The organism is Photobacterium frigidiphilum, from assembly GCF_003025615.1.
In the GTDB taxonomy this organism is placed as follows: domain Bacteria; phylum Pseudomonadota; class Gammaproteobacteria; order Enterobacterales; family Vibrionaceae; genus Photobacterium; species Photobacterium frigidiphilum.
Genome location: NZ_PYMJ01000004.1, coordinates 171,615 through 193,423, shown reverse-complemented (window position 1 = coordinate 193,423; position 21,809 = coordinate 171,615). Strand labels below are relative to the sequence as shown.

Genomic DNA, 21,809 nt, shown 5'->3' with positions numbered 1-21,809 from the left:
ACCTATTCATGATGTATTGTCGTTGAAGGAGTCACTCGTAGCTTCATACTTGTTATCTCATTTGACATGACACTAAGCATTACCCACTTTTTTTTGATTGAGTGATATCGTTCATCTTCACTTAACTCAGCATAATTACATTCATCAAGTTCAAACGATGCATAAATAGCATCAATATCTTTAGCTGGCTTTTTCGTCATAATACAAACCCCTGCTAGCATTACTAATGATAGTAGGTTTATTATTATCATGAATCAAATGCTTTTACTATTACATTCAAATTGTTAGCAATATAATTGGATTTTTAAAAAACAACACGTTAGTATTATTACAAGTTCTATTTATAACTAATAACCCTTCTTAATGACATCGCATTCTGTAAACTCATTTAAGGTCATATTATGTCAGGAATACTAAATCTAGATTTAGATGCAGCTTCATTTGATTGTACCTGCCAGTATATAAACCTGTTTAATACAAAAAAATCGAGTTTTAAGTACATCAACCGACTCATAGTAGATGTAAAATTGGTATCTCTTGTTTCCTTATCAAATATAGATGATTATTTTTCTGGTTTTGATGCTAATGAAAGGCAAGAAAGTTACAATAATATTAATGTAAACTGCCAAAAAAAGTTTTTCCTTGGTTCCAAGTTTACAAATAAAACTATCAATTTAAAAAAAATCGTCAATGATCTCATTAAAATGCAGTTCCGTACCGACTCTATCTTAATAATCTCAATACCTGATAAAATCTTTGATCAATGTAATAATAACGATGTAACGTATTTCTTCAGAAAAACAAAAATATGGGCTATAGATCAAAAAATAGCCATTAATTTTATAATAAATGGCGCTACCGTAACATCTGTCATCAAGCCTCAACTTGCTTTACTTAATCGCTATATATCTGGACTAGCTACATTGCAACACGTTGATGACACTCACTCTAATTACCATGTAATTTTTTGGGGTAGTCATCATGGCGTAATAAGTAATGTTGAATTCAATCTCAATACAAATGACCGAAATCAATATTATGTTAGCTCTCGCGAAAACGACAGTAATTACCATTCGGGGCTAAAATTCACAGACGATGAGCGGATATATGCCCCAATGACAGCCATCGGTGATGGCATACATGTACCTGGTAAAGTCATTATTAGCAATACTAATACTGACCTTTTCAACATACTAGAGACTATACATATACAAGCTTCCACCGTAATTCTAAGTTGTTATGATACGCATGAAGTCAAACAACTTGCACTCGATAGCTTTCATCTAAGACGCAAAGCAGGCAGCGCTGTTAAAATCATTGTAAGAGAAATGGCTCAATGTCTACGGTATTCTGACGAGAAGTTTCTGATGAAAGCCGGGATAAACCTTATTACTCCTTATAATATGTCTTACGCCAAGTTTCTTAGTTTAATTGAAGCTATTCAAGGGCAAATTTTTACTCGTCAGATACCAGATTCAATTGAATCCTTACTAAAATTTGATAGAGAATATGGCTACAAGGGCTACCTTTCTAATAAAAACTTCGTTTCTTACTGCTCTAAACTGATTGAAGTATCAGAGCAAACACAGCTACATTTCTCTTTGATAAAATTGAACCTTTTACCTGGTATGAGCGCAGAAGAATGTTTACGTTTATGTCACATCCGTCGAGATGGTGATATTGCGACTGCATGTGAACACGCAATATATGTGTTATTCAGCGCAGTACGTATGAATGACGCTCAGATCGCCCTCAATAACATTTTTGACATCCCAGTCAGCGATCTCTTTCACTCCCATATTATCATTGAAGATAATTACGATTTTGAGTTGGAATTAAAGAATATTATTAAACATGCCGTCGATATACCATCTGATATTACAATAACGTCAGCAGAACATCATCTTTCATATTTAAACAAAGAACATATAATACCTGAACCAGCCATTACACAATTTGCGATAAACAAACCGCTTAAAGTAAGGTGCAAATAATGAATATTAGCAATTTCATCTTAACAGTCGTTGCTAGTCTCTCTATTGGTATTATCATTGGCTACCTATTGCGAGATATCTTTTCAGGTTTAAAGAAGTTCTACCGTCATCGCATTCAAAAACCAATATACTTTGAAGAGAACATGAAAAAAGCTCAACCGTCAAACCAAAAGAATGAATATAAATAATGAATAGCCAAACATCGGAACCAAAAAACATTCTTAACGGTTTAGGCTGGTGGAATGTTTACTTTATTATAAAGATAGCCTTGTTCTTAAAAGGTGATATCAGCTTTCATGCTATTGAAAATTTCGCCTTTATCAGCTTTTTATTATTACCCATATCGTTTAAATGGCTAAAAATCACTCGATTTTTTATCTCTATTCCAATTGGCTTATGGCTATTGTACTTTGACTCCTATTTACCACCACTTGACAGGCTGTGGTCTCAAATAGGGCAACTTATGCAATTTGAGCTGAGCTATCTAATAGAGCTCGCGGGGCGATTTGTCTCACTAACAACGTTATTAACTATTTTTACGTTGTCTGCTGCTTACTATTTATTGAATAAATATATTCGAGTAACTGTACTGGTTTTAATTTCGCTAATTTATATTAGTGTTCCACAATCAATTATTACAACGCCAAATATTGGCAATACCCCATCATTATTAGCACAACAGCAAACAACAGACCAAAATGGAAAAGAAAAACAACCGCTACAAATTTCAGACGTTAACGATGATGTACTCAATGACTTTAAAAACAACTTCTTTGCAGATGAAGCAAAACGAGTCACAAACTTCAATAACAATACTCAATCAGATGCACCATTCGACCTTCTTTTCTTAAGTATCTGTTCTGTTGCGTGGGATGATATTAAACTTGTAGGCTTGCAGAATCACCCGATCTTTGATGATTTTGACATCATGTTTGATAATTTCAACTCTGCTACATCTTATAGCGGACCAGCGGTAATTCGCCTTTTACGGGCAAACTGTGGACAAGAAGAACATAGCCAGTTATTTGACGATGCAGCATCTAATCAATGCTATTTATTTGAAAATTTAGCAAATCTTGGATTCCAAGAAAACTTATTAATGAACCATGATGGTGTTTTCGATAGCTTCTTAAGCCTTATTAAAAAAGATGGTAAGATTGAAACAAACTTAATGCCGCAAGAAGGGTTAACCCCTTATCAAAAAGGTTTTGATGGCGCATCTATCTTTAGAGATAAAGATGTTTTAGACCGTTGGTGGCAAGAGCGTATAGAAAATGACAGTGGTCAAGTCGTCGCTCTATACAATACAATTTCACTTCATGATGGCAACCGTATTATTAACAACAATGCGTCAACTAGTCTAATCAGCTATAAACGTCGATTAAACAATTTACTCGACGATTTGTATTCCTTCTTTAATGAACTAAAAGTATCTGAACGTAATATTGTGGTTGTGCTGGTGCCTGAACATGGTGCTGGAATACGCGGTGATAAAATGCAAATTTCTGGAATGCGTGAAATCCCAGCACCATCAATAACCCATGTACCAGTCGGTTTAAAAGTGTTTGGCAAGAATATTGAGCGAGCTGGAAAAACTGTACATATTACAGCACCATCAAGTTACTTAGCTGTTTCTTCTTTAATATCAAATATCTTAGACCAAAATATTTATGAATTAGCCACCTTTGATCCAGAAAAACTTGTTATCAATTTACCCGAAACATCTGTTGTAGCAGAGAACTCAGGAACAACAGTTATGGATATAAACAATAAACATTATATTTCACTAGATGGTAACACTTGGAGTGAATACCCAACGAATTAAGATTCCACTAAAAATAGTGAAATGATTTACGCTCTAGATTAACAACTAGAGCGTAAATTACATTGCCATATAAATAGCTATAAGAATAAACATAGAAATTCTACTCGTTGTCTAAAAACACCCTTCCCTTGTCTAAATTATATTTTTTTAATCATTATCATTTTGCGAATAAAGGCTCCATATTGGCAATCTTATTATTAATATGATGAGACTCTTACGCAACCACCTGTTTTCCCGATAAATTCAAATGAAAATATCAGTTTAAAAACTGGTATACATATTGATGCTTCTCGTATGAACTCGACTTTAAATAATTTAGAAGGCATAAAAATGAAATGTCTGAAACGTTCGATACTACTTATCTTATTATCTTCAGCTTCTATTGATGCTTATAGTGCTCAAGCATTTGATGATTGTCCAACTGAAGCAATGTTATTTCAAGGAAGTCCATCCACAGTTTATGAAGTTGACCTTTCCTCTGGGTCATATCGAGTTGCAAATAATCAGAATACCGGTGCTACAGGCGTTATCAATGCGGTAGGTTTTAATGAAACAGATCGCTATATTTATGGCTGGAATAAAGGTGATTCAACGGTTACGCGTATCAATCAGCTTTACCTTATTGAAAATATATCCGTTACAGGTTTACCTGCTAATACTAATTTCTTTGTCGGTGATGTATTTGATGATGCTTTGTACTTCTATCTTAGAGGTACTGGTATGTTTAAAATTGATTTAAGTACAGGTGATGATAATTTCACTGCAGTAGAAATAATGACGGCTGCTGAAGCGACATTAAATTTAACTGACTTTGCATTCTACCCTGACACTGGTGAGCTTTTTGCGGTAGAAAACAGTGCTAACGATCTGTATAAATTCAGTTTCGATGGTTCAGGCAATGCCAGCTTTGCACGTATTGATTCAACAGGCTTAACAGGGTCTACAACATTTGGTGCACAATATTTTGACGTGAATGGCTTCATGTACATCAGCAATAATGTAGATGGGAACATTTATCGGTTAGATTTACGCGATATTTCTGGAACGATCGACGCCACAGCAGAATTCTTCGCGAGTGGACCGATTTCTGGCCAAAATGATGGTGCTCGATGTGCAAGCGCCCCTGTTGTGGCGACAAATACTGATTTTGGTGATGCACCAGAAAGTTATAAAACAAGTTTACTAACCAACGGGCCTCGCCACTTTATAGGACCTAACTTTTTCTTTGGCGCACTGGTTGATGATGAAGGCGACTCTGCCGTTTTATCAGGTTCTTCTGACGACGCTACAGGCTCTGATGATGAAGACGGTATTGTATTTATTAACGATTTGAAACAAGGCTCAGATACTCGCATTCAAGTTACCATTGGTGGAGGTGCAAATACTTATGTAAGTGCTTGGTTTGATTGGAATGATGATGGTGATTTTGCCGATGATGGTGAACAAGCGATAACTGACCAATTATTACCACCAGGGGTGAATATCCTTAAATTACGAGTGCCAGAATCCGCAACCCCCGCAACAACTTGGGCACGATTTAGAGGGGCAAGAAATACAGGCATCACATATTTTGGGGGCGTAACAGACGGGGAAGTAGAAGATTACAGCGTAACGATTAACGAACAAAACCTAACCCATAATTACTATCCTGGGGAAGGTACATGGGTAACCCTAGCCTACGAAGATAATTGGCCAGAAAAAGATGACTTCGATTTTAACGACGTTGTTATGTTTTACCGTGTTGATACTGTCACAGATACAAATACAGGGAACATTGTTCGCTATGATATCTCAGGCAGTTTACAAGCATACGGTGCTGACTTTAACAATGGTTTTGCTGTGCAACTCGATGGTATAGCAAGGTCATCTATTGATGAAGATTTAACAAAGCTTGTCGTGAATAATCAAACTAAACACGCGGCAACAGTACTAGAGGTTGGTACAACGAATGCCGTCGCGGTTATTTCTACCGATTTAAAAGCCGAAATTACAGATCCTGTATGTTCAGGTAGTGAAGGAAACTATTATCGAGTCTGGCAAGGTTGTTCAAGCGATAGCGCTAATCAATTCGTCTTTGAAGCAAGTATTCCTTTCAGTACACCACTCGCAGCAGGTACAGGACCTAGCATGCCACTTAATCCATTCATATGTGGGTTAGAAGGTCGCTACCATGGTGATTCATTTAGCGGTAATCCTGGCCGAACTCTCGAGATACATTTAAAAGGTGATGATATTACATCTGTTGCATCTTCAAGCTTTTTTTCTACCAATGATGATACATCTACGCATACTAATTGCCCAGGCGAGGATTGCGATACTTACCACACCGATAACGGAATTTCATTTGGTTTACTCATTGATGGCGAATGGAACCACCCAAGTGAGAGAACCGATATTCTAGCGGCATATCCAGATTTAGAAGGGTACGCAACCTCTGGCGGAGAAACGAATACTGACTGGTACCTACGCAGTAATGCTGTTATCAATCAATTATTTGAATAAAAAAAGATAAAGGATTCCAATATGAAAAATTTACTCTTGATCATACCTGTCGTCTTTTTATTAATCGGCTGTGGTGGCGGTGGCGGTGGCGGAGATGATGCATCGACCAGTAATCCTGATTCTCCTGCCGATAGTGCAGCGGCAAATGATGAGTCTTCAGCAAAATTTGAATCATTAGTCGTACCAGACGGCTTCAATTTTAAAAGCTCTTATCCTGTAAGTATTGTTATTGACCTTAATGAAACAGAAACCATGTTTTTAAGTGTTTATGGGAAGTATTCGATCGATGCGACAGGCACGCCAGTACCTGATGCAAACAGCCGAATTATTGCTGGTGAAATTAAAAATGGTAATTTCAAAGGTACAATAACTGCTACATCCCAATTAAAAAGTTTATTAATTGAAGCGTGGTATGTAGATAGCACACAAGAACCTTTTAGAGAAACCGTTAGCCTACCCGCGGAACAAGTAAATATTACGAATTAAAATCATAATACAAACATCCTCAATACGATCAAGCAGCCAGTTTCTGGCTGCTTTCATTTCAAGGCTAGCTGCTGTTATTACAATCGTGATTATTTAATATCTACCGTTCTGCTTACTTTACGGCACTATATTTCCATTTAAGTGCAGTGCAAATTACTCTTATAAATCATATGCTTTGACCATAATTGCACTTGCTGCCATCAACGTCCCGCTAGACATGAACCAACAAAAAGTAAATACAAACCATTTTTGAATGTGCTTAGGAACATTATCCCTTTTTTCGAGCATCCCATAACGTTTAGCATGAAAAGACCAAAGGAATACTGTGGCATATTGCAATATCCCTGGACCTGCAAGAAAGAAATTCAAGCTATAAAATCGAACTCCATCGTCAAGAATATCTTCTAATAAAGGTAGCCACTTTGATTTTAAATAGAACACTAGTAATATCCAAATAAAAGTGCCAACACTCCAAAATAATAATAAGATTAAAAAGATGTTTTCAGCTGTTTTCAATGCCATTTTATTTAATGGAATTCATACGATATAAAAATCCCCCTCCTTTATTGCCTAAAAATCCACCAGACATTCCGCCAGCATAACCACCGCCAGCACCTGCTACGACGCCACACCAAAAGAAACTAGTCCCGCCGGTTGGTAAACCAAATACAATAGAACAAGTAACCCACGTTGTACTCGATACAGGTTGTGGGTTAAACCTTTCATGACAGGGGCTTTCACCCTAAATATGCATCAAGCTTTGCTTGACGCACTAACGCAAAACTAAACGGAAAAATACCGTTTGGCTAAAATGCATAAGGTACGAACCGCAGCCAACAGTATTTTTTTTAGCGCCATGCAACTTACTTTTTATAAATCATATACTTTGACCATAATTGCACTTGCAGCTATCAACGCCCAACAAGACATGAACCAACAAAAAGCAAATACAAACCACTTTTGAATGTGCTTAGGAGCATTATCCCTTTTTTCGAGCATCCCATAACGTTTTGCATGAAAAGACCAAAGGAATACTGTGGCATATTGCAATACCCCTGGACCTGCTAAAAAGATATTCAAGCTATAAAATCGAACACCATCGTCAAGAATATCTTCCAATAAAGGTAGCCACTTTGATTTTAAATAAGCGACTAGACCGATCCAAATAAAAGTGCCAATGCCACCAGCGATACCAAGAACCAGCATAACGTTTGTTAATAAACTTAATACTTCCATTTTAATTATTTAATTCCTGTTGAAATATATAATTTTTCGCCTATATAATCCCCACCGCTACCGCCTATCATACCTCCAGCATAACCACCGCCAGCACCTGCTACAAGGGAACACCAAAAGAAACTGGTCCCGCCAGTTGGTAAACTAAATACAATAGAACAAGTAGCCCAAGTTGCTGCTGCACCACCCAAAGTCCCCCCTACGATACTTCCTGCAGCCTTACCCGTTTGAGTAAACTTAGCCTTGCTACACGCAGTCGTATCACTAACAGTGCAAGCTTTTTGAATATTAGCTACCGCATCAAATCCAGTTAGTGCAATACCTACATAGCCTACACGCTTCAAATTACGTGACATTTCAGCTACAGCGGCATAGTTTTTGTGGAAATTAGGAATAGTGGTGACATTGCCGGGTTGCTTGCTCCATTGGTGAATAATGCTTTTAGTGCTTAGTCCTAAATTACTGCGAATATCTCCAGATATAAGCTTTCCACCTAATGTAGGTTGTGCAAAACGACTGAGTGCGGTATCTAAACGCGCAAATTGAATTTTACGTTGAGTAAAGAAACTTCGGTTATTTAAATTTCCGTTCAATTTATAACTCGTAACATAGGTACGTTCTAAATCTTTTAAAATTAATTTAACTTGTTTGGTATGAGCATTCCATGCTGTATTACTTACACCTAAAAACAAGCCATTATAGCTAGCAACGTTAGATAAAAATTCATACCTATTCACCAGCAGCTGTTTTTCTGAATTGCTCATTTTTAATAAGGTTGAGTCAACAGATTTAGCTATGTTTAAAAACTCCGTTTCTTCAATTGTACACTCTCGACTAGTAGCTGGTGATAACAATACAATTTGTCCAACTTTTACCTTATTGTCTTTCAAATGAGAATTCACAGCCCTAAAATGCTCGTAGACTATTTTATCTGGCGAGTTATATAAAATAATTATTAGCTGATCAATAGGCATAGCCTTTTCAACTATGTGCATTGCCATGTGATTTTTATCAGATGACGCAACCATTTATTACTCATCAATATTATTTCTGAAGTATTTCCAATTAACTTACTAGTATGCATAAGAAAGAATAATCAATTGAAGCATGAAGAAAAACAAACAAACATGCCGAAGAGTAAATACTGCGATGGACAACAAATAAGTCTCTGTAAAAAACAATAATTTCACTGATATGTATTTTCGACTAAGGAAGGTAGCTAACGCCGAAAAACTAACTACTGTTGACCTTGTTATCACTATTTAATGCGGTGTCTTGGCATATTTCGACCAAGATAAAATAGCGTCATATAAGGTAGTTCGGGCTTGCTGAACAGGTAAATATTACAAATTAAACAATACCATCCTCAATACGATCAAGCAGCCAATTACTGGCTGCTTTTATTTGAAGGCTTAATACTGTTATTTACAGTCTCCGGTTATTACAATCGGGATTATTTGATATCTATCGTTCTGCTTGCTTTACAATACTGTATTTTCCACCCTTGCCAACGAGGTAATTCCCAACGCTTAGGATCCGCTTTTCGGTTACCTTTAATATAAGTAGCAACAACACTTTTACGGTAAATATCGTATTTAATATTCATCACTAAATCATTTAATTGCACTTGATATGGATATTCGGTATCAAAATCTTCCCTTTCCCATTCTGGGATGCCTTCAAAATGAAAGTCGTCCATAGAAAATAATGCCAGATCATCTGACGACTCAATTCCAAGATCTTCAATTTGAATAGATAGCCACTTAACAACATCGACAGGTTCGGGCTTTATGTTGGTGTTGTAGAGCGAGGCATCATATCGCCCCAAAGCTAAATATAAATTCCACTGTTGGATATCAGCACTGATCTTTTCTGCTAAGCCTGAAAGCATGTGTCCTTGAAGAATCAAATCGACTAATGTCTCTTTAGCCACACTTCCTTTAGGTTTTTGCCATTGTCGTTGAATAACCCGCCCAGCATAGCGACGTTCAATTTCAACTCGGCATTCGCCCTCTACAATTTCGCTTTTCCCTGCTACCTGCTCACCCAAATCTAACGCAATCATCTGGTCAAGGGTTATAGGCGTCATACAGGTTGCCAGCGCTAATGTTTGTTTACTGCCACGACCAGGCATTGCATATTGATCAAAAACGATAGCGGCTTCATCATTATCTGAAAAGCGACTTTCACGGCCAATACTCACCTCACTATAGCCATTACCTAACGCCTGCTTGCGTTTTTCTCGGCGTACAAACACTAATTCAGGTGCTGCTTCAATAACTGCATTTAACCATTGTTCACGTTTAATTGATGTTGCAACTTCAAGCATCGGTAATTCCAATGCTTCACGAATTTGGCTCGATAACTGACGCGCATCTTGAAGCACTTGCCTATCAACATTGAGTGATTCAGGTGCGTCTTCACGTAATATTTTAATCAGTGTTGTCGCGTCACAATGCTGGGGCTGCCATTGTACTAATTCTTCTCTGCCCTCTGCGTTTTTAGGAAACTGCCATAAACGCTGAGGAACAGATAGCGCAGCAGACAAATCGACCATCGCTTCTTGGCTGGCTTTATTGGGCATTACCGTAATTAAATGCGCAAAAAGTGTGTCTATCGGCAGTGGAAATAACAGTCGCCCATGTGCGGTGACTCGCCCTTTTTCATCAATCGCCCTCATATTGCGTAATCGATCAATCGCTTGCTGAGTCGTTTTCTCTGGAAGACTATCAACAAATGCCAAGTCATTGAATTTATAACCACAACACGCAGCGGCTAACATCGGTTCAACCAACTCTTCTCGATGTAATTCGGGTGGTGTTAAGTGCTCTAATGGTGCGGCTTTACCGTACAACCGAACGCATATCCCTTCACTTACTCGTCCAGCCCTGCCTTTTCGTTGTTCTGAACTGGCGTTAGAAATGGCATGTAAACCCAACACAGTACGGCCATTTCGCTGATGTGTTCTTCGCTCTAACCCACTATCAATAATTAAGGTGACACCGGGAATCGTTAACGATGTTTCAGCCACATTGGTTGCAACAATTATTCGCTGCTTGTCACTTTGAGTTAATGCGCGATAGCGTTCATCATCAGATACTGAGGCATGCAATGGGATTACATCGATTAAACCTAGGCTGATTTGTTCTTTAAAATGCTGCGCTAATGTCGATACACATTGGCTAATTTCTTTACGGCCGGGCAGAAAAATTAAAATATCACCTTGTTCACGATAATATTGTTCAACCACCTCTTTTATCTTTCGTTCAATACCACGGGCATCTGGCATATCACGGCTATCATTCGCCTTGTAAACAACCTCTACATTATACGTTCTGCCTGTCGCTTTAAGATGCTGCGCACCAAGATAGTCAGCCAAACGTTGGCTATCCATCGTCGCTGATGTTGCAATCAATTGATGCGCATTTTCTTTTTTTAGTAACGCCAACAATAAGTCTGTATCCCACCTGCGTTCATGAAATTCATCAATCATAATGGTAGTAAAAGACTGCAGTTTATCTTCTATCATCCAGCGTAAGGCAACACCGGGAGTAACGAAAACGACTTGAGTATTGTCATTAAAACGATTATCAAAACGGATGGCATAACCAATTCGCTTACCTAACGTTTCACCATTGCTAGAAGCAACATATTCAGCCAACGCGGTACACGCCACTCGACGAGGTTCAACCACTAAAACACGTCCAGATTCTGCTGCCCATAAAGGCAATCTGGTTGATTTACCAGAACCGGTTTCAGCTTCAATAACAAGGTGAGATGTTTGTAAAGCCTTCAGAAAGTCGAGCTTTAGCGAATCAATGGGTAATGGGTTTTGCATAGTATTCTGTAATCGATGAACAATATCTTGCCGCTATGATCGCAAGTATTTTATTGGCTGTCATATTTATATTGAATTAACGTTGCAGAAAAAAGGCAGCTACATTCAATACTTCGTAACCATAAATCAAACAGCCCCTTCTTTAGGAGCTGTAATGTGTCTCACCGAAAAAATAAAAAAGGTCACTTCTGCGATCTTTTGTCTAACTCAGAGCTGCCCCATTCTCATTTAGAGCTAGAACTCATTCACTGACTGTTAAGGCTGATTTGTAATACCTGTGCTAATGTGATTACAGGTGGTGTTCCTCAGAGTTAGCGGTTAGAAGAGTTGCTAGTCATAATGTTAAAACTAGTGTCTTGATAAATAACATACTCCCACTACTCCTATTTTGCGACTAAGTAATAACTATTAGGAAAATAATCATGAAAATTATTGCCTTTGCTGCTAGCAATCACAAGAAGTCAATCAATAAACAACTGGTTGGGTATGCTAGTCAGTTATTAAATAAAGTTGATGTTGAAATTTTAGATTTAAATAATTATGAATTGCCTTTGTATAGTCAAGATAAAGAAGAAGAATTGGGACATCCAAAATTAGCCAAAGATTTTTTAGCAAAAATAGAGGGATGTGACGGAATTATCATTTCATTTGCAGAACATAATGGTTCGTATTCAGTCGCATACAAAAACATATTTGATTGGTGCTCTCGTATTGAGCCTAAGGTTTTTCAAAACAAGCCAATGGTTCTGTTTTCCACTTCACCAGGTTCTTTGGGGGGGGCTAGTGTACTAGCCTCTGCGGTACAATCAGCACCATATTTTGATGGAATTGTTAAAGCTAGTTTATCTATACCTAGTTTTTATGATCATTTTGATACTGAAAAGCAAGTATTAAGGCACGAGGAACTCAATGAGCAATTTAAAGATGCGGTCAGTCACTTAAACCATTTGAATTGAACATAGAAAACAAAAAAAGCCGCAGCATAATATGCAACGGCTTTATTTATTAATAATACTGTAGGTATAAAGCTATATTAAATAGCCCAGCCTCCTGCATAGAAAACAATTAAGACGATTGCGATAAGTACCGTACCGACATTCAGCTTTTTCCATTCACCAGAGATAACACGACCAATAACCAGCGCGCTAAAGCCAAGCATAATACCTGTAACAATATTGCCCGTTAACACGATGAATACTGCGCACATTAAGCCAGATAAGGCATCAACAGAATCGTTCATGTCTAACTTGCTTACATTGCTAAGCATTAATAAACCCACATACATCAGCGCAGGGGCTGTTGCGTAAGCGGGAACAAGATAACTAACAGGTGACAAGAACAACATGACTACAAACAATAAACCAACAACCGTTGCTGTTAATCCTGTTTTACCACCAGCAGCCGTACCAGCAGCAGATTCAATATATACTGCAGCAGGTGCACCACCCACGCAACCAGCAACAATACTACTGACTGAATCTGCCGTTAACGCTTTACCGCCATTGATAATTTGACCATCTTTATCAAGTAAGTTTGCTTGACCCGCAACAGCACGAATAGTCCCTGTTGCATCAAAAATTGCGGTCATAACCAAGGCTAAAACACTTGGAATAACGATAGGGTTTAATGCACCCATAATATCCATAGTGCCCAGTAGTGATTCACCTTCAGCGCCAAACGATGGCATAGCAAAAAGCCCTTGATACACAACATTAGGATCAAAAATAATACCGAATACTGAAATAGCGACGATGACTAAAAGAATACCACCTGGTACACGGCGTTTTTCAAGACCAAAAATAGCCGCAAGACCGAACACCGACATAAGCACAGGTAACGAGGTAAATTCGCCTAGCATTACCGGTAAACCTTCATACGGATTTTTCACCACTAAACCCACACCATTTGCGGCAATTAATAGTAAAAACAGACCTATACCAATACCCGTACCGTGTGCGATACCATGCGGTAAGTTCGTTAAAATCCACTGTCGTACCCCTGTTACAGTAATGGCGGTAAACACCACACCCATAAGGAATACAGCACCCAACGCAACAGGAATACTGATGCCCTGCCCTAATACCAAGCTAAATGCTGTAAAAGCAGTTAACGAGATAGCACAGCCTATTGCCATTGGTAGTTTTGCCCATAAGCCCATTAACAATGAACCAAATGCGGCAACTAAACAGGTTGCTATAAATACAGCACCTTGATTAAACCCAGCCGCCCCAAGCATGCTCGGTACTACAATAACGGAGTAAACCATCGCTAAAAACGTCGTTAACCCGGCTACCATTTCTGTTTTTACTGTACTGCCACGCTCTGTAATATAGAAGTAGCCATCAAGCCCTCCTTTTATTTCAGGTTTCGCTTCTGGGTTTTCCGTGTTGTTAAGATCAGTGTCTTTTGTTGATTGTCCTGTATGTATTGCACTGTGATCAGACATGATGTTAGTTCCTTTGATTTGTCGTCAGGAGCAAAAGCGATAAAAATCGAACCGAAATTCTAGAAACTCATTATTGAAATTTCAATGATCAATTCTAGAAACTCAAATTTAGACACTCAGCTCTATAAACTCAGTTGAAGTATCAAAGGTCGATCTTTGTTGTTACTTTTGCTGCCTATAGGTTCGTTGAGCTTCCTCTCAACAATGTTCAATTATATTTTTAATTCGGTATCAAACTTTAATTAGCCGCGTTCATACACTAAGCGCCCATCAACATAGGTACGATAAATGCTGCGATCATCGCCTAATGTCATTAAGACAAATAATTCATCAGCAAGGCTTTTTGAGCTGTCATAACGCAACTGTTGTAATGGTGTGGCGCAAGGATCGATCACAACAAAGTCAGCTTCTTTTCCTACTTCAAAGTTGCCAATTAAGTGATCGAGTGATAGCGACTTTGCCCCGCCTAATGTCGCTAGGTAGAACGCTTCAAATGCCGATAAACGGTGTTGTTGCAGCTGCATCACCTTGTAGGCTTCATTCAATGTTTGCATCATATTAAACGTGGTTCCGGCACCAATATCCGTCCCCATACCCACTTTGATTTTACGCTGCCATGCTTCTTGTAATTTGAATAAGCCACTGCCCAAATACAGATTTGATGTAGGGCAAAAAGCGATAGCAGAATCGGTCTCTTGCAAGCAATCCCACTCTTTATCTTCAAGATGAATACAGTGAGCGAAAACACTTTTAGATCCCGTTAAGCCATGATGATGATACACATCGAGGTAACCATCTTGCTCAGGGTATAATTCTTTTACCCATTCAATTTCATTTTTGTTTTCACACAAATGCGTATGTACATAAGTATCGGGATATTCTTGTTTCAGTTTACCTGCCATCGCAAGTTGTTCTGGCGATGAAGTTGGCGCGAAACGAGGCGTAATCGCGTATAACGCACGACCGCGCTTATGCCACTTTTCAATTAATTCTTTGGTTTGGTTATAACTCGTTTCGGGTGTGTCTAATAGATAATCAGGGGCGTTACGATCCATCATTACTTTACCAGCAATGATCCGCATATTGATGCCTTCAGCCGCTTCAAATAATGCATCAACAGATTCAGGGTGTACCGTACCAAATACCAATGCGGTCGTTGTACCATTGCGTAATAACTGCTTGAGGAAAAACGCCGACATTTCACGTGAATAGTCTTTATCTTTATAACGGGCTTCTGTCGGGAAGGTGTAATTATTTAACCACTCTAAAAGCTGTTCACCGTAAGCCCCCACCATTTCTGCTTGTGGGTAGTGAATATGTGTATCGACAAATCCTGGCATAACAATCTTGCCTGGGTAACTACGAATACGCACTGAATCAGGTATTTTGTCTTTACCCTCTTCCCAGGTTCCCACCCATTCGATTCGACCATTATCAACCAGCATTAATCCGTCTTCGATAAAACGCAGGTGTTGTTCGATATCTTCCGGTTTATCAACGACACTCGCTATATCTAAAATAGATGCACGAATCGCTTTAATTGATTGGCTATATTCCATATAAACCTCTAATAATTGTCTTTACGCTTTCGTCGCCTTTTAGCTGCCAATTAAAAAATATTGTAGGGTTAAACGGCAACTCGACGTAACGCCTTTTTTTAAATATTCTATTGTTATAAACGGCTGTTTTTATAAATAACTGCTTTTATAAACAGTTGCTCTTATAAATAATGGCTTTTATAAACAACAGTTTTTATAAACTACGGCTATTTCGCACTTTCCAACCGCTCTTTTTGTTCAAGCGCTTCCTCTTCTTTCAGTGCTTTATCGCAGGCTTCACATTCTATAATTTGTGTTTCTAATGCTTCACGTTTTTCTTGTGCGCTTTCTGCTTCATCTGCACGATTGATACTTAAGAAAGCGTTCATGCCCAACGCGACTAACGAACCAGTTGTAATACCAGAGCCTAAAATTACGCGGAATGAATCAGGTAAATAAGTCAGTATTTCAGGGCGAACAGTCACCGCCATGCCCGATGCAACACCCACGGCAATAATCAGCATGTTTCGTTTGGTAAAACTGATACGAGAAAGAATGCCAATACCCGATGAAATGATCATCGCGAACATGACTAAACCTGCGCCACCTAATACTGGAGAAGGGATTGTGACAACAATACCGCCTAACTTTGGAAATAAGCCTGCTATCAACATAATGAAGCCCGTTACCGCCACAACATGACGACTCGCGACCCCAGTGATAGAAACGATACCAACGTTCTGGCTGAATGATGAGAAAGGTGTTGTACCAAATAAAGAAGCTAATGCACTACCCAAACCGTCGCATAAAATCCCTCTAGAGAGTTTTTTACCGGTTAATTTTGTATGGGTGGCATCACTCAAGGCAAGAAAGTCACCCGTCGATTCCATAATAGTGACTAAATACGCTATCGACATGCCGATAATGCCGCTAACCGTAAAGCTTAAGCCAAACGGTAATAACTTCGGTAATGCAAAGAACTCCGCATTTCGCACAGGTGAAAAATCAACGATTCCCATAAAAATAGCAGTGATGTAACCGACAGCCATACCTATTACAATCGCCGCCGCAGAGATAATACCTTTACCAACTTGGGATAAAACAATCACCACGACTAAGACTAATAAGCCCAATAGTAGGTTGTTTATTTGACCATATTCTTCTTGCCCGACAAAACCGCCAGCAAACCAATCGACTGAAACCGGTAATATGGTTAAACCAATTAAGACCACCACAGTGCCAGATACAACTGGTGGAAACAGCTTTCGAATTTGCGTCATAAATCGGCTGCCCACAATCATCACGATTGAGCCGACGAGGGATGCTCCAAAAATACCGGAAACACCTGCATCTAATCCAATAGAAATCGAAATAGCCACAAAAGTAAAACTTGTGCCCATGACGACAGGTAAACGAATACCAACAGGACCAATACCTTTGCACTGAATAATGGTAACAATACCCGACACCATCAATGCCGCGTTAACCAGAATCACCATTTGTTCAGTCGGTAAGCCTATGGCACTTCCAACAACAAGTGGTACTGCAATAATTGCTCCCATCGCGGCAAGCATATGTTGTAACGCCAATAAAATTGACGCTCCGACTGGTGGTTTGTCTTCTACGTTATAAAACAGTTTCATCTCAATACCATCCGTTAATGACTTCCCTGAACGAGTATGGAATCGATAACCTAACCAGAATGACACTAAGGGCCTTACACTTAACATGACTATAGCGATTGCTATTACTAACCGCTAATCACAAGTGTTGCCTTCCCCCAATAATTGCGATCAAATAATTTTGTAATCACTTAATCTATTGGCCAAGCTATGACAGCTCACTCGTAAACTAAAAAAGTGGTCATCTCCCCATCCCCAGAAAAATGACCACTTCAATATTACTTAGAGCTTATTCAAACCTTTTAGCACTTTCTCTGGCGTGAAGTGCCAGTCTCTTAACCACACACCACAAGCATCATGTATTGCCGATGCAATTGCTGGTGCTGCACCATTGACCCCAATCTCCGAGATTGATTTCGCACCATAAGGCCCAACAGGATCATCACTTGGTACAAGTACCGCTTTGAACTCTGTTGGAATATCACCAATCATTGGTGCGCCATAGCTCTTCAAGTCACGGGTTAGCGGAATGCCGTTATCATCATAGACAAGTTCTTCCGTCATACTATGTCCGATAGCGCGCATGCTGGCACCGTAAATTTGCCCCAATGCTAAATCAGGGTTAACGGGCGTACCGCAATCTAATAAAGCATGGAATTTATCAAGCTTAATTTCACCAGTTCGGGTATTAACCGAGACTTCTGCAAAGTTTGCACCGTACGGGAAAGCAAATTCAGACGTTGTAAAACAGCCCGTCGCTAATAGTTGTCCCCACCCTGTACCACTTTCTGCTTTATGGGCAATGTCGAAGTAGCTAACTTCACCAGTTTTACCCTTCACTAAGCCCGGAGCCACAACATCGACATCTTCCACTGGCTCTGCCAGCATTTCAGCACCGCATTTTAATATTTTTTCACGCATCGCTTCAGCAGCACGTTTTGCCGCATTACCGGAGAAACATGTACCCGATGAGGCGTACGCACCTTTATCAAACGGGGCATGGTCAGTATCGCCAGAATGAATCGTGATTTCATCCATAGGGCAACGCAACACTTCAGCAGTCAGTTTACTGACAACGGTATCAAGGCCTGTGCCAATATCAGCACCACCAGAGTGAACAATAAAGGTGCCATCAGATGCCATCTTAATGCTGCAATTGGCTTGGTCGATGTCAGGAATACCGGATTTTTGCTGGATAATCGCAGCACCACGGCCGACTTTCCAATCACCTGTTGCTTGTTTAGCTGAATCCCACTCGATCAACTTTCGACCTTCTCGTAAGATTTCTTTCAGTGCACAGCTGTGTACTATCGGGGCACTCGTCGGCATTTTACCTTCGCCAATCGCCGCCAATATTTTCAGTTCTTGCCCTTCAACCACACGGTTTGTCTCAATCATGTCTAAATGATCGATACCCAGTTCTTCGGCTAATTCTGCCATTGCCATTGTTAAAGCAAAGTTACCTTTTGGTGCGCCATAACCTTGATAAGCACCCGTAGGACAAATATTGGAATAGTACGTTGTCACACGGAAATCGACGTTATCACAAGGATATAGTGGCAAAGATAACGCTGGGCCATTACTTGGTACGGTTAAAGCGTGGTTACCATAAGGGCCCGTATTTGCACGGAATTCCATATCAATGGCAGTCAATTTACCGTCTTTCGTTGCGCCTAATTTCACGGTTACTTTGGCAACGTGGCGGGTAGAGTTACAAATAAATTCTTCTTCACGTGTATGGTGGAAATACACAGGGCGACCGGTTGTCCAAGTTGCCCACGCACACACATCTTCTAATAAGATGTCTTGCTTAGAGCCATAGCCACCACCCACACGTTCTTTAACGATGTGTATTTTATTTTGCTTAATACCCAAGATTTTTGCTACCTGACGACGCACATGCCATGGCACTTGCGTGGAATCATGCATAACGAGGCGTTCGCCATCCATGTAGCTATAACAAATATGGGTTTCTACGGGTAACTGCTGAACCTGTTTTGATTCGTAAGTGCGCTCGATGATCACATCAGCTTCTTCAAAGCCTTTGTTCAAATCACCAATATGTCCACGTACACTGGCTGCAATATTCTTACGAGGGAAACAGCCAATCGGGAAGTTAACGATCAGCTTACCTTCACGAGGATCTGCGTTGGCATTTTGCTCCTCTAAATCATCAGGGGCACCAACGCCATATTCAATCGGTTCATTGTGAATAATGGGCGCTTCTTCTGCCCTTGCTTCATCAATGCTCATAACTGGTTTTAGAACATCAAATTCAACATCAATCAGCGTTAATGCATGCTCTGCAATTGCAGGGCTTTCAGCAACAACAGCGGCAACCCTATCGCCTACATGACGCATTTTCTGACCAAACATACGACGATCGAGCGGTGACGGCTCAGGTGCACTTTGTCCACCCGGTGTATAAGGAATATCAGGGCAATTTAAATGAGTAATGACCGATACCACGCCCGGTAATGCTTCGGCTTTACTGACATCTAAATGAGTGATCCACGCGTGCGGATGCGGGCTACGCAATACTTTAACAACACATGCATTAGCCGGAATACGATCTTCTACGTAGCAGGGTTTTGCTTGCACCATTTTAGCCGAATCAATCTTAGGGCAGTTTTTACCGACGATAGTTAGATCATCACGAAACTCTGGTGCAAAACTCTGCTTATGTTCAGGATCTTTTAAGCGTTTTACTGCTAATTCAACCACTTCATAAAACTGCTGATAACCTGCATCTCGGCTAAATAAGCCAGATAATGCATCGTCAATTTCTGCACGGTTTGGTTGGGTATTCGTTTCAAGCAATTGCGTAAGGATCAATGCTAATGCTGGATCGTTATAACCTGATTGCACTACGCCTACATCAATCATGGCTTGTTGCACTAAGCTTAATTGGTTCCACTGCCCTAGTGATTCTGCAGTTTGTACTTCTTTACCTTCAAGCTGTGCTGCCACTAATAACGATGCATTCTTTAACACACCATTAAGTAAAATAACGTCTGAACCAGCAAAACCAAAACCATCATCACTATTACGTACTGAGTGATAACCCATACCATGCAATAGTGTTTGCACGTTTTCACCCAATTTACATTCCAGCGTTTGCGGTCGACCATTTAAAGTAAATGTAATCGTCATGATTATGCCTCCTGAGCAAGATGCTGACATTCAGCAAGTAAATCGGTAACCACAACACCAGCGATATAACGTTTGTACTCCACACCGCCGCAAAGGTTCGCGACCGGATGTACAGCATCTGCCACGGCTTGTTCTAGTAACTCACCTTTTAAGTCTTGCGCTTCAACATCACGCAATCGAACAGGAACGGCATAGCCATGATGAAATGGCGACACACCATCTAAAGCTATAATTTTATTTCCTTGCTGATCAACAGAAACAGCGGCAGTCACCACAGCAAGCCCTGCAGCCGAACGCGTAATGTTATAACCGATACACATCAAATTTACGTTCGGAATAATGACTTCAACGATCAATTCACGTTGCTCACTATTGATATAATCTTCGATGTCCATCTGACTGGCATTAGCGAGAATAACCTTTGCTTTTAATGCCATTAAACTTGGCACTAACAACGCTTCTGATTGGAATGCCGCAATTTCACCACCAATTGTGGCTTGATTGCGAATATGACGAGAATAGATGAATGCCGCAGCTTGTTTTAGTGCCACTGGCGTTAGCTCGTTATCAATCAAGCTTTGAATATGACACATCGCGCCGATATGAAGGGCTTCACCTTGTAGTTCAATTTTATCCAGCGCTAGCTTATCAAGAGAAATAGCCACTGTTTTGTCGGTTTTAGTTGGCGTAGCATTGAGTTTTGTACCACCAGCAAACCATGCTGCAACACCTGTATGTTGCTTCATGAGTTCAAGAGCTTGAATGGTCGACTCTGGCTGTAAATAATGTTCAATCATTGTTCTTACCTTTTTTGAATTCTACTTCTATTTGATAGCCATCAGGCATGTCTCTAAGACGAGAGAATGAGTGATTGTTAATATCTATAGATTCAAAAAGGCAACTATTAAGCCAACCTTATTAAAGTGTTAGATAAGCCGTCAGATTCGTGAGCACCGTCAGAATTCGGATTGAAAATGAGAACTGTATCAATAGAAATGCTTTGATTTAGGAAAGAAATAGCGCGCTTAAAATTGCGCTAGATAAGAGCGTTTCTCACTCACACATGACTATCTATCAAAATAGTAAGTCCCCTATCAATTTGATAGTTGATAATAATAAATAATGAGAGCTCTCAGTTTAGGCTAGCTATATCTGCGATAACGATATTT

General features: G+C 39.6%; 16 protein-coding genes. 6 read left to right on the top strand and 10 right to left on the bottom strand.

What is annotated here, in order from left to right; genetic code table 11:
* Positions 1 to 2: 2 nt before the first annotated feature.
* On the bottom strand, positions 3 to 200 hold the full coding sequence (locus C9J12_RS05845) for a hypothetical protein (protein WP_006231731.1): 198 nt from the start codon (positions 198 to 200) through the stop codon (positions 3 to 5).
* Between the two features lie 201 nt (positions 201 to 401).
* On the opposite strand from C9J12_RS05845, the gene bcsE reads away from it, so the two are divergent.
* The 5 genes from bcsE (at position 402) to C9J12_RS05820 (ending at position 6,807) form a co-directional block, all read left to right on the top strand.
* Positions 402 to 1,994, top strand: coding sequence for a cellulose biosynthesis protein BcsE (gene bcsE / locus C9J12_RS05840; RefSeq protein WP_107241861.1), 1,593 nt, complete (start codon positions 402 to 404; stop codon positions 1,992 to 1,994).
* Positions 1,994 to 2,182, top strand: coding sequence for a hypothetical protein (locus C9J12_RS05835; RefSeq protein WP_107241860.1), 189 nt, complete (start codon positions 1,994 to 1,996; stop codon positions 2,180 to 2,182). The genes bcsE and C9J12_RS05835 overlap by 1 nt, the downstream gene beginning before the upstream one ends.
* Positions 2,182 to 3,819: a cellulose biosynthesis protein BcsG gene (bcsG, locus tag C9J12_RS05830; RefSeq protein WP_107241859.1), complete on the top strand. Its 1,638-nt coding sequence runs from the start codon at positions 2,182 to 2,184 to the stop codon at positions 3,817 to 3,819. Before C9J12_RS05835 ends, bcsG begins: the two co-directional genes overlap by 1 nt.
* Before the next feature lie 330 nt (positions 3,820 to 4,149).
* Complete coding sequence (locus C9J12_RS05825; protein WP_107241858.1) at positions 4,150 to 6,321, top strand: LruC domain-containing protein; 2,172 nt, start codon at positions 4,150 to 4,152, stop codon at positions 6,319 to 6,321.
* A gap of 21 nt (positions 6,322 to 6,342) precedes the next feature.
* The gene (locus tag C9J12_RS05820; RefSeq protein WP_107241857.1) at positions 6,343 to 6,807 is read left to right on the top strand and encodes a hypothetical protein; all 465 of its coding nucleotides are present in this window, start codon (positions 6,343 to 6,345) and stop codon (positions 6,805 to 6,807) included.
* 159 nt (positions 6,808 to 6,966) lie between these two features.
* On the opposite strand, the gene C9J12_RS05815 is transcribed toward C9J12_RS05820, so the two are convergent.
* The 4 genes from C9J12_RS05815 to C9J12_RS05800 form a co-directional block, all read right to left on the bottom strand.
* The gene (locus C9J12_RS05815) at positions 6,967 to 7,329 is read right to left on the bottom strand and encodes a hypothetical protein (RefSeq protein WP_107241856.1); all 363 of its coding nucleotides are present in this window, start codon (positions 7,327 to 7,329) and stop codon (positions 6,967 to 6,969) included.
* Between the two features lie 348 nt (positions 7,330 to 7,677).
* Positions 7,678 to 8,043 carry a hypothetical protein gene (locus tag C9J12_RS05810; protein ID WP_107241855.1) on the bottom strand — a complete coding sequence of 122 codons (366 nt, stop codon included), beginning with the start codon at positions 8,041 to 8,043 and terminating at the stop codon, positions 7,678 to 7,680.
* A 5-nt stretch (positions 8,044 to 8,048) separates the two neighbouring features.
* Positions 8,049 to 9,071, bottom strand: coding sequence for a hypothetical protein (locus tag C9J12_RS05805; RefSeq protein ID WP_107241854.1), 1,023 nt, complete (start codon positions 9,069 to 9,071; stop codon positions 8,049 to 8,051).
* Positions 9,072 to 9,496: 425 nt separating this feature from the next.
* Positions 9,497 to 11,881, bottom strand: a complete 2,385-nt coding sequence (locus tag C9J12_RS05800; protein ID WP_107241853.1) for a helicase-related protein — start codon at positions 11,879 to 11,881, stop codon at positions 9,497 to 9,499.
* Between the two features lie 422 nt (positions 11,882 to 12,303).
* Here C9J12_RS05800 and C9J12_RS05795 point away from each other — a divergent pair, with 422 nt between their 5' ends.
* Positions 12,304 to 12,837, top strand: coding sequence for an NADPH-dependent FMN reductase (locus C9J12_RS05795; protein WP_006231723.1), 534 nt, complete (start codon positions 12,304 to 12,306; stop codon positions 12,835 to 12,837).
* 77 nt (positions 12,838 to 12,914) lie between these two features.
* Here C9J12_RS05795 and C9J12_RS05790 read toward each other — a convergent pair whose 3' ends face one another.
* The 5 genes from C9J12_RS05790 to ygfM form a co-directional block, all read right to left on the bottom strand.
* Positions 12,915 to 14,327, bottom strand: a complete 1,413-nt coding sequence (locus tag C9J12_RS05790; protein ID WP_107241852.1) for an NCS2 family permease — start codon at positions 14,325 to 14,327, stop codon at positions 12,915 to 12,917.
* Between the two features lie 242 nt (positions 14,328 to 14,569).
* Complete coding sequence (guaD, locus tag C9J12_RS05785; protein WP_107241851.1) at positions 14,570 to 15,886, bottom strand: guanine deaminase; 1,317 nt, start codon at positions 15,884 to 15,886, stop codon at positions 14,570 to 14,572.
* A gap of 206 nt (positions 15,887 to 16,092) precedes the next feature.
* Positions 16,093 to 17,508 carry a nucleobase:cation symporter-2 family protein gene (locus C9J12_RS05780; RefSeq protein ID WP_107241850.1) on the bottom strand — a complete coding sequence of 472 codons (1,416 nt, stop codon included), beginning with the start codon at positions 17,506 to 17,508 and terminating at the stop codon, positions 16,093 to 16,095.
* A 261-nt stretch (positions 17,509 to 17,769) separates the two neighbouring features.
* A complete protein-coding gene (locus tag C9J12_RS05775) occupies positions 17,770 to 20,640 on the bottom strand; it encodes a molybdopterin-dependent oxidoreductase Mo/Fe-S-binding subunit (RefSeq protein WP_107241849.1) in 2,871 nt (956 codons plus the stop codon).
* A 2-nt stretch (positions 20,641 to 20,642) separates the two neighbouring features.
* Positions 20,643 to 21,437: a molybdopterin-dependent oxidoreductase FAD-binding subunit gene (ygfM, locus tag C9J12_RS05770; RefSeq protein WP_107241848.1), complete on the bottom strand. Its 795-nt coding sequence runs from the start codon at positions 21,435 to 21,437 to the stop codon at positions 20,643 to 20,645.
* Positions 21,438 to 21,809: the final 372 nt, after the last annotated feature.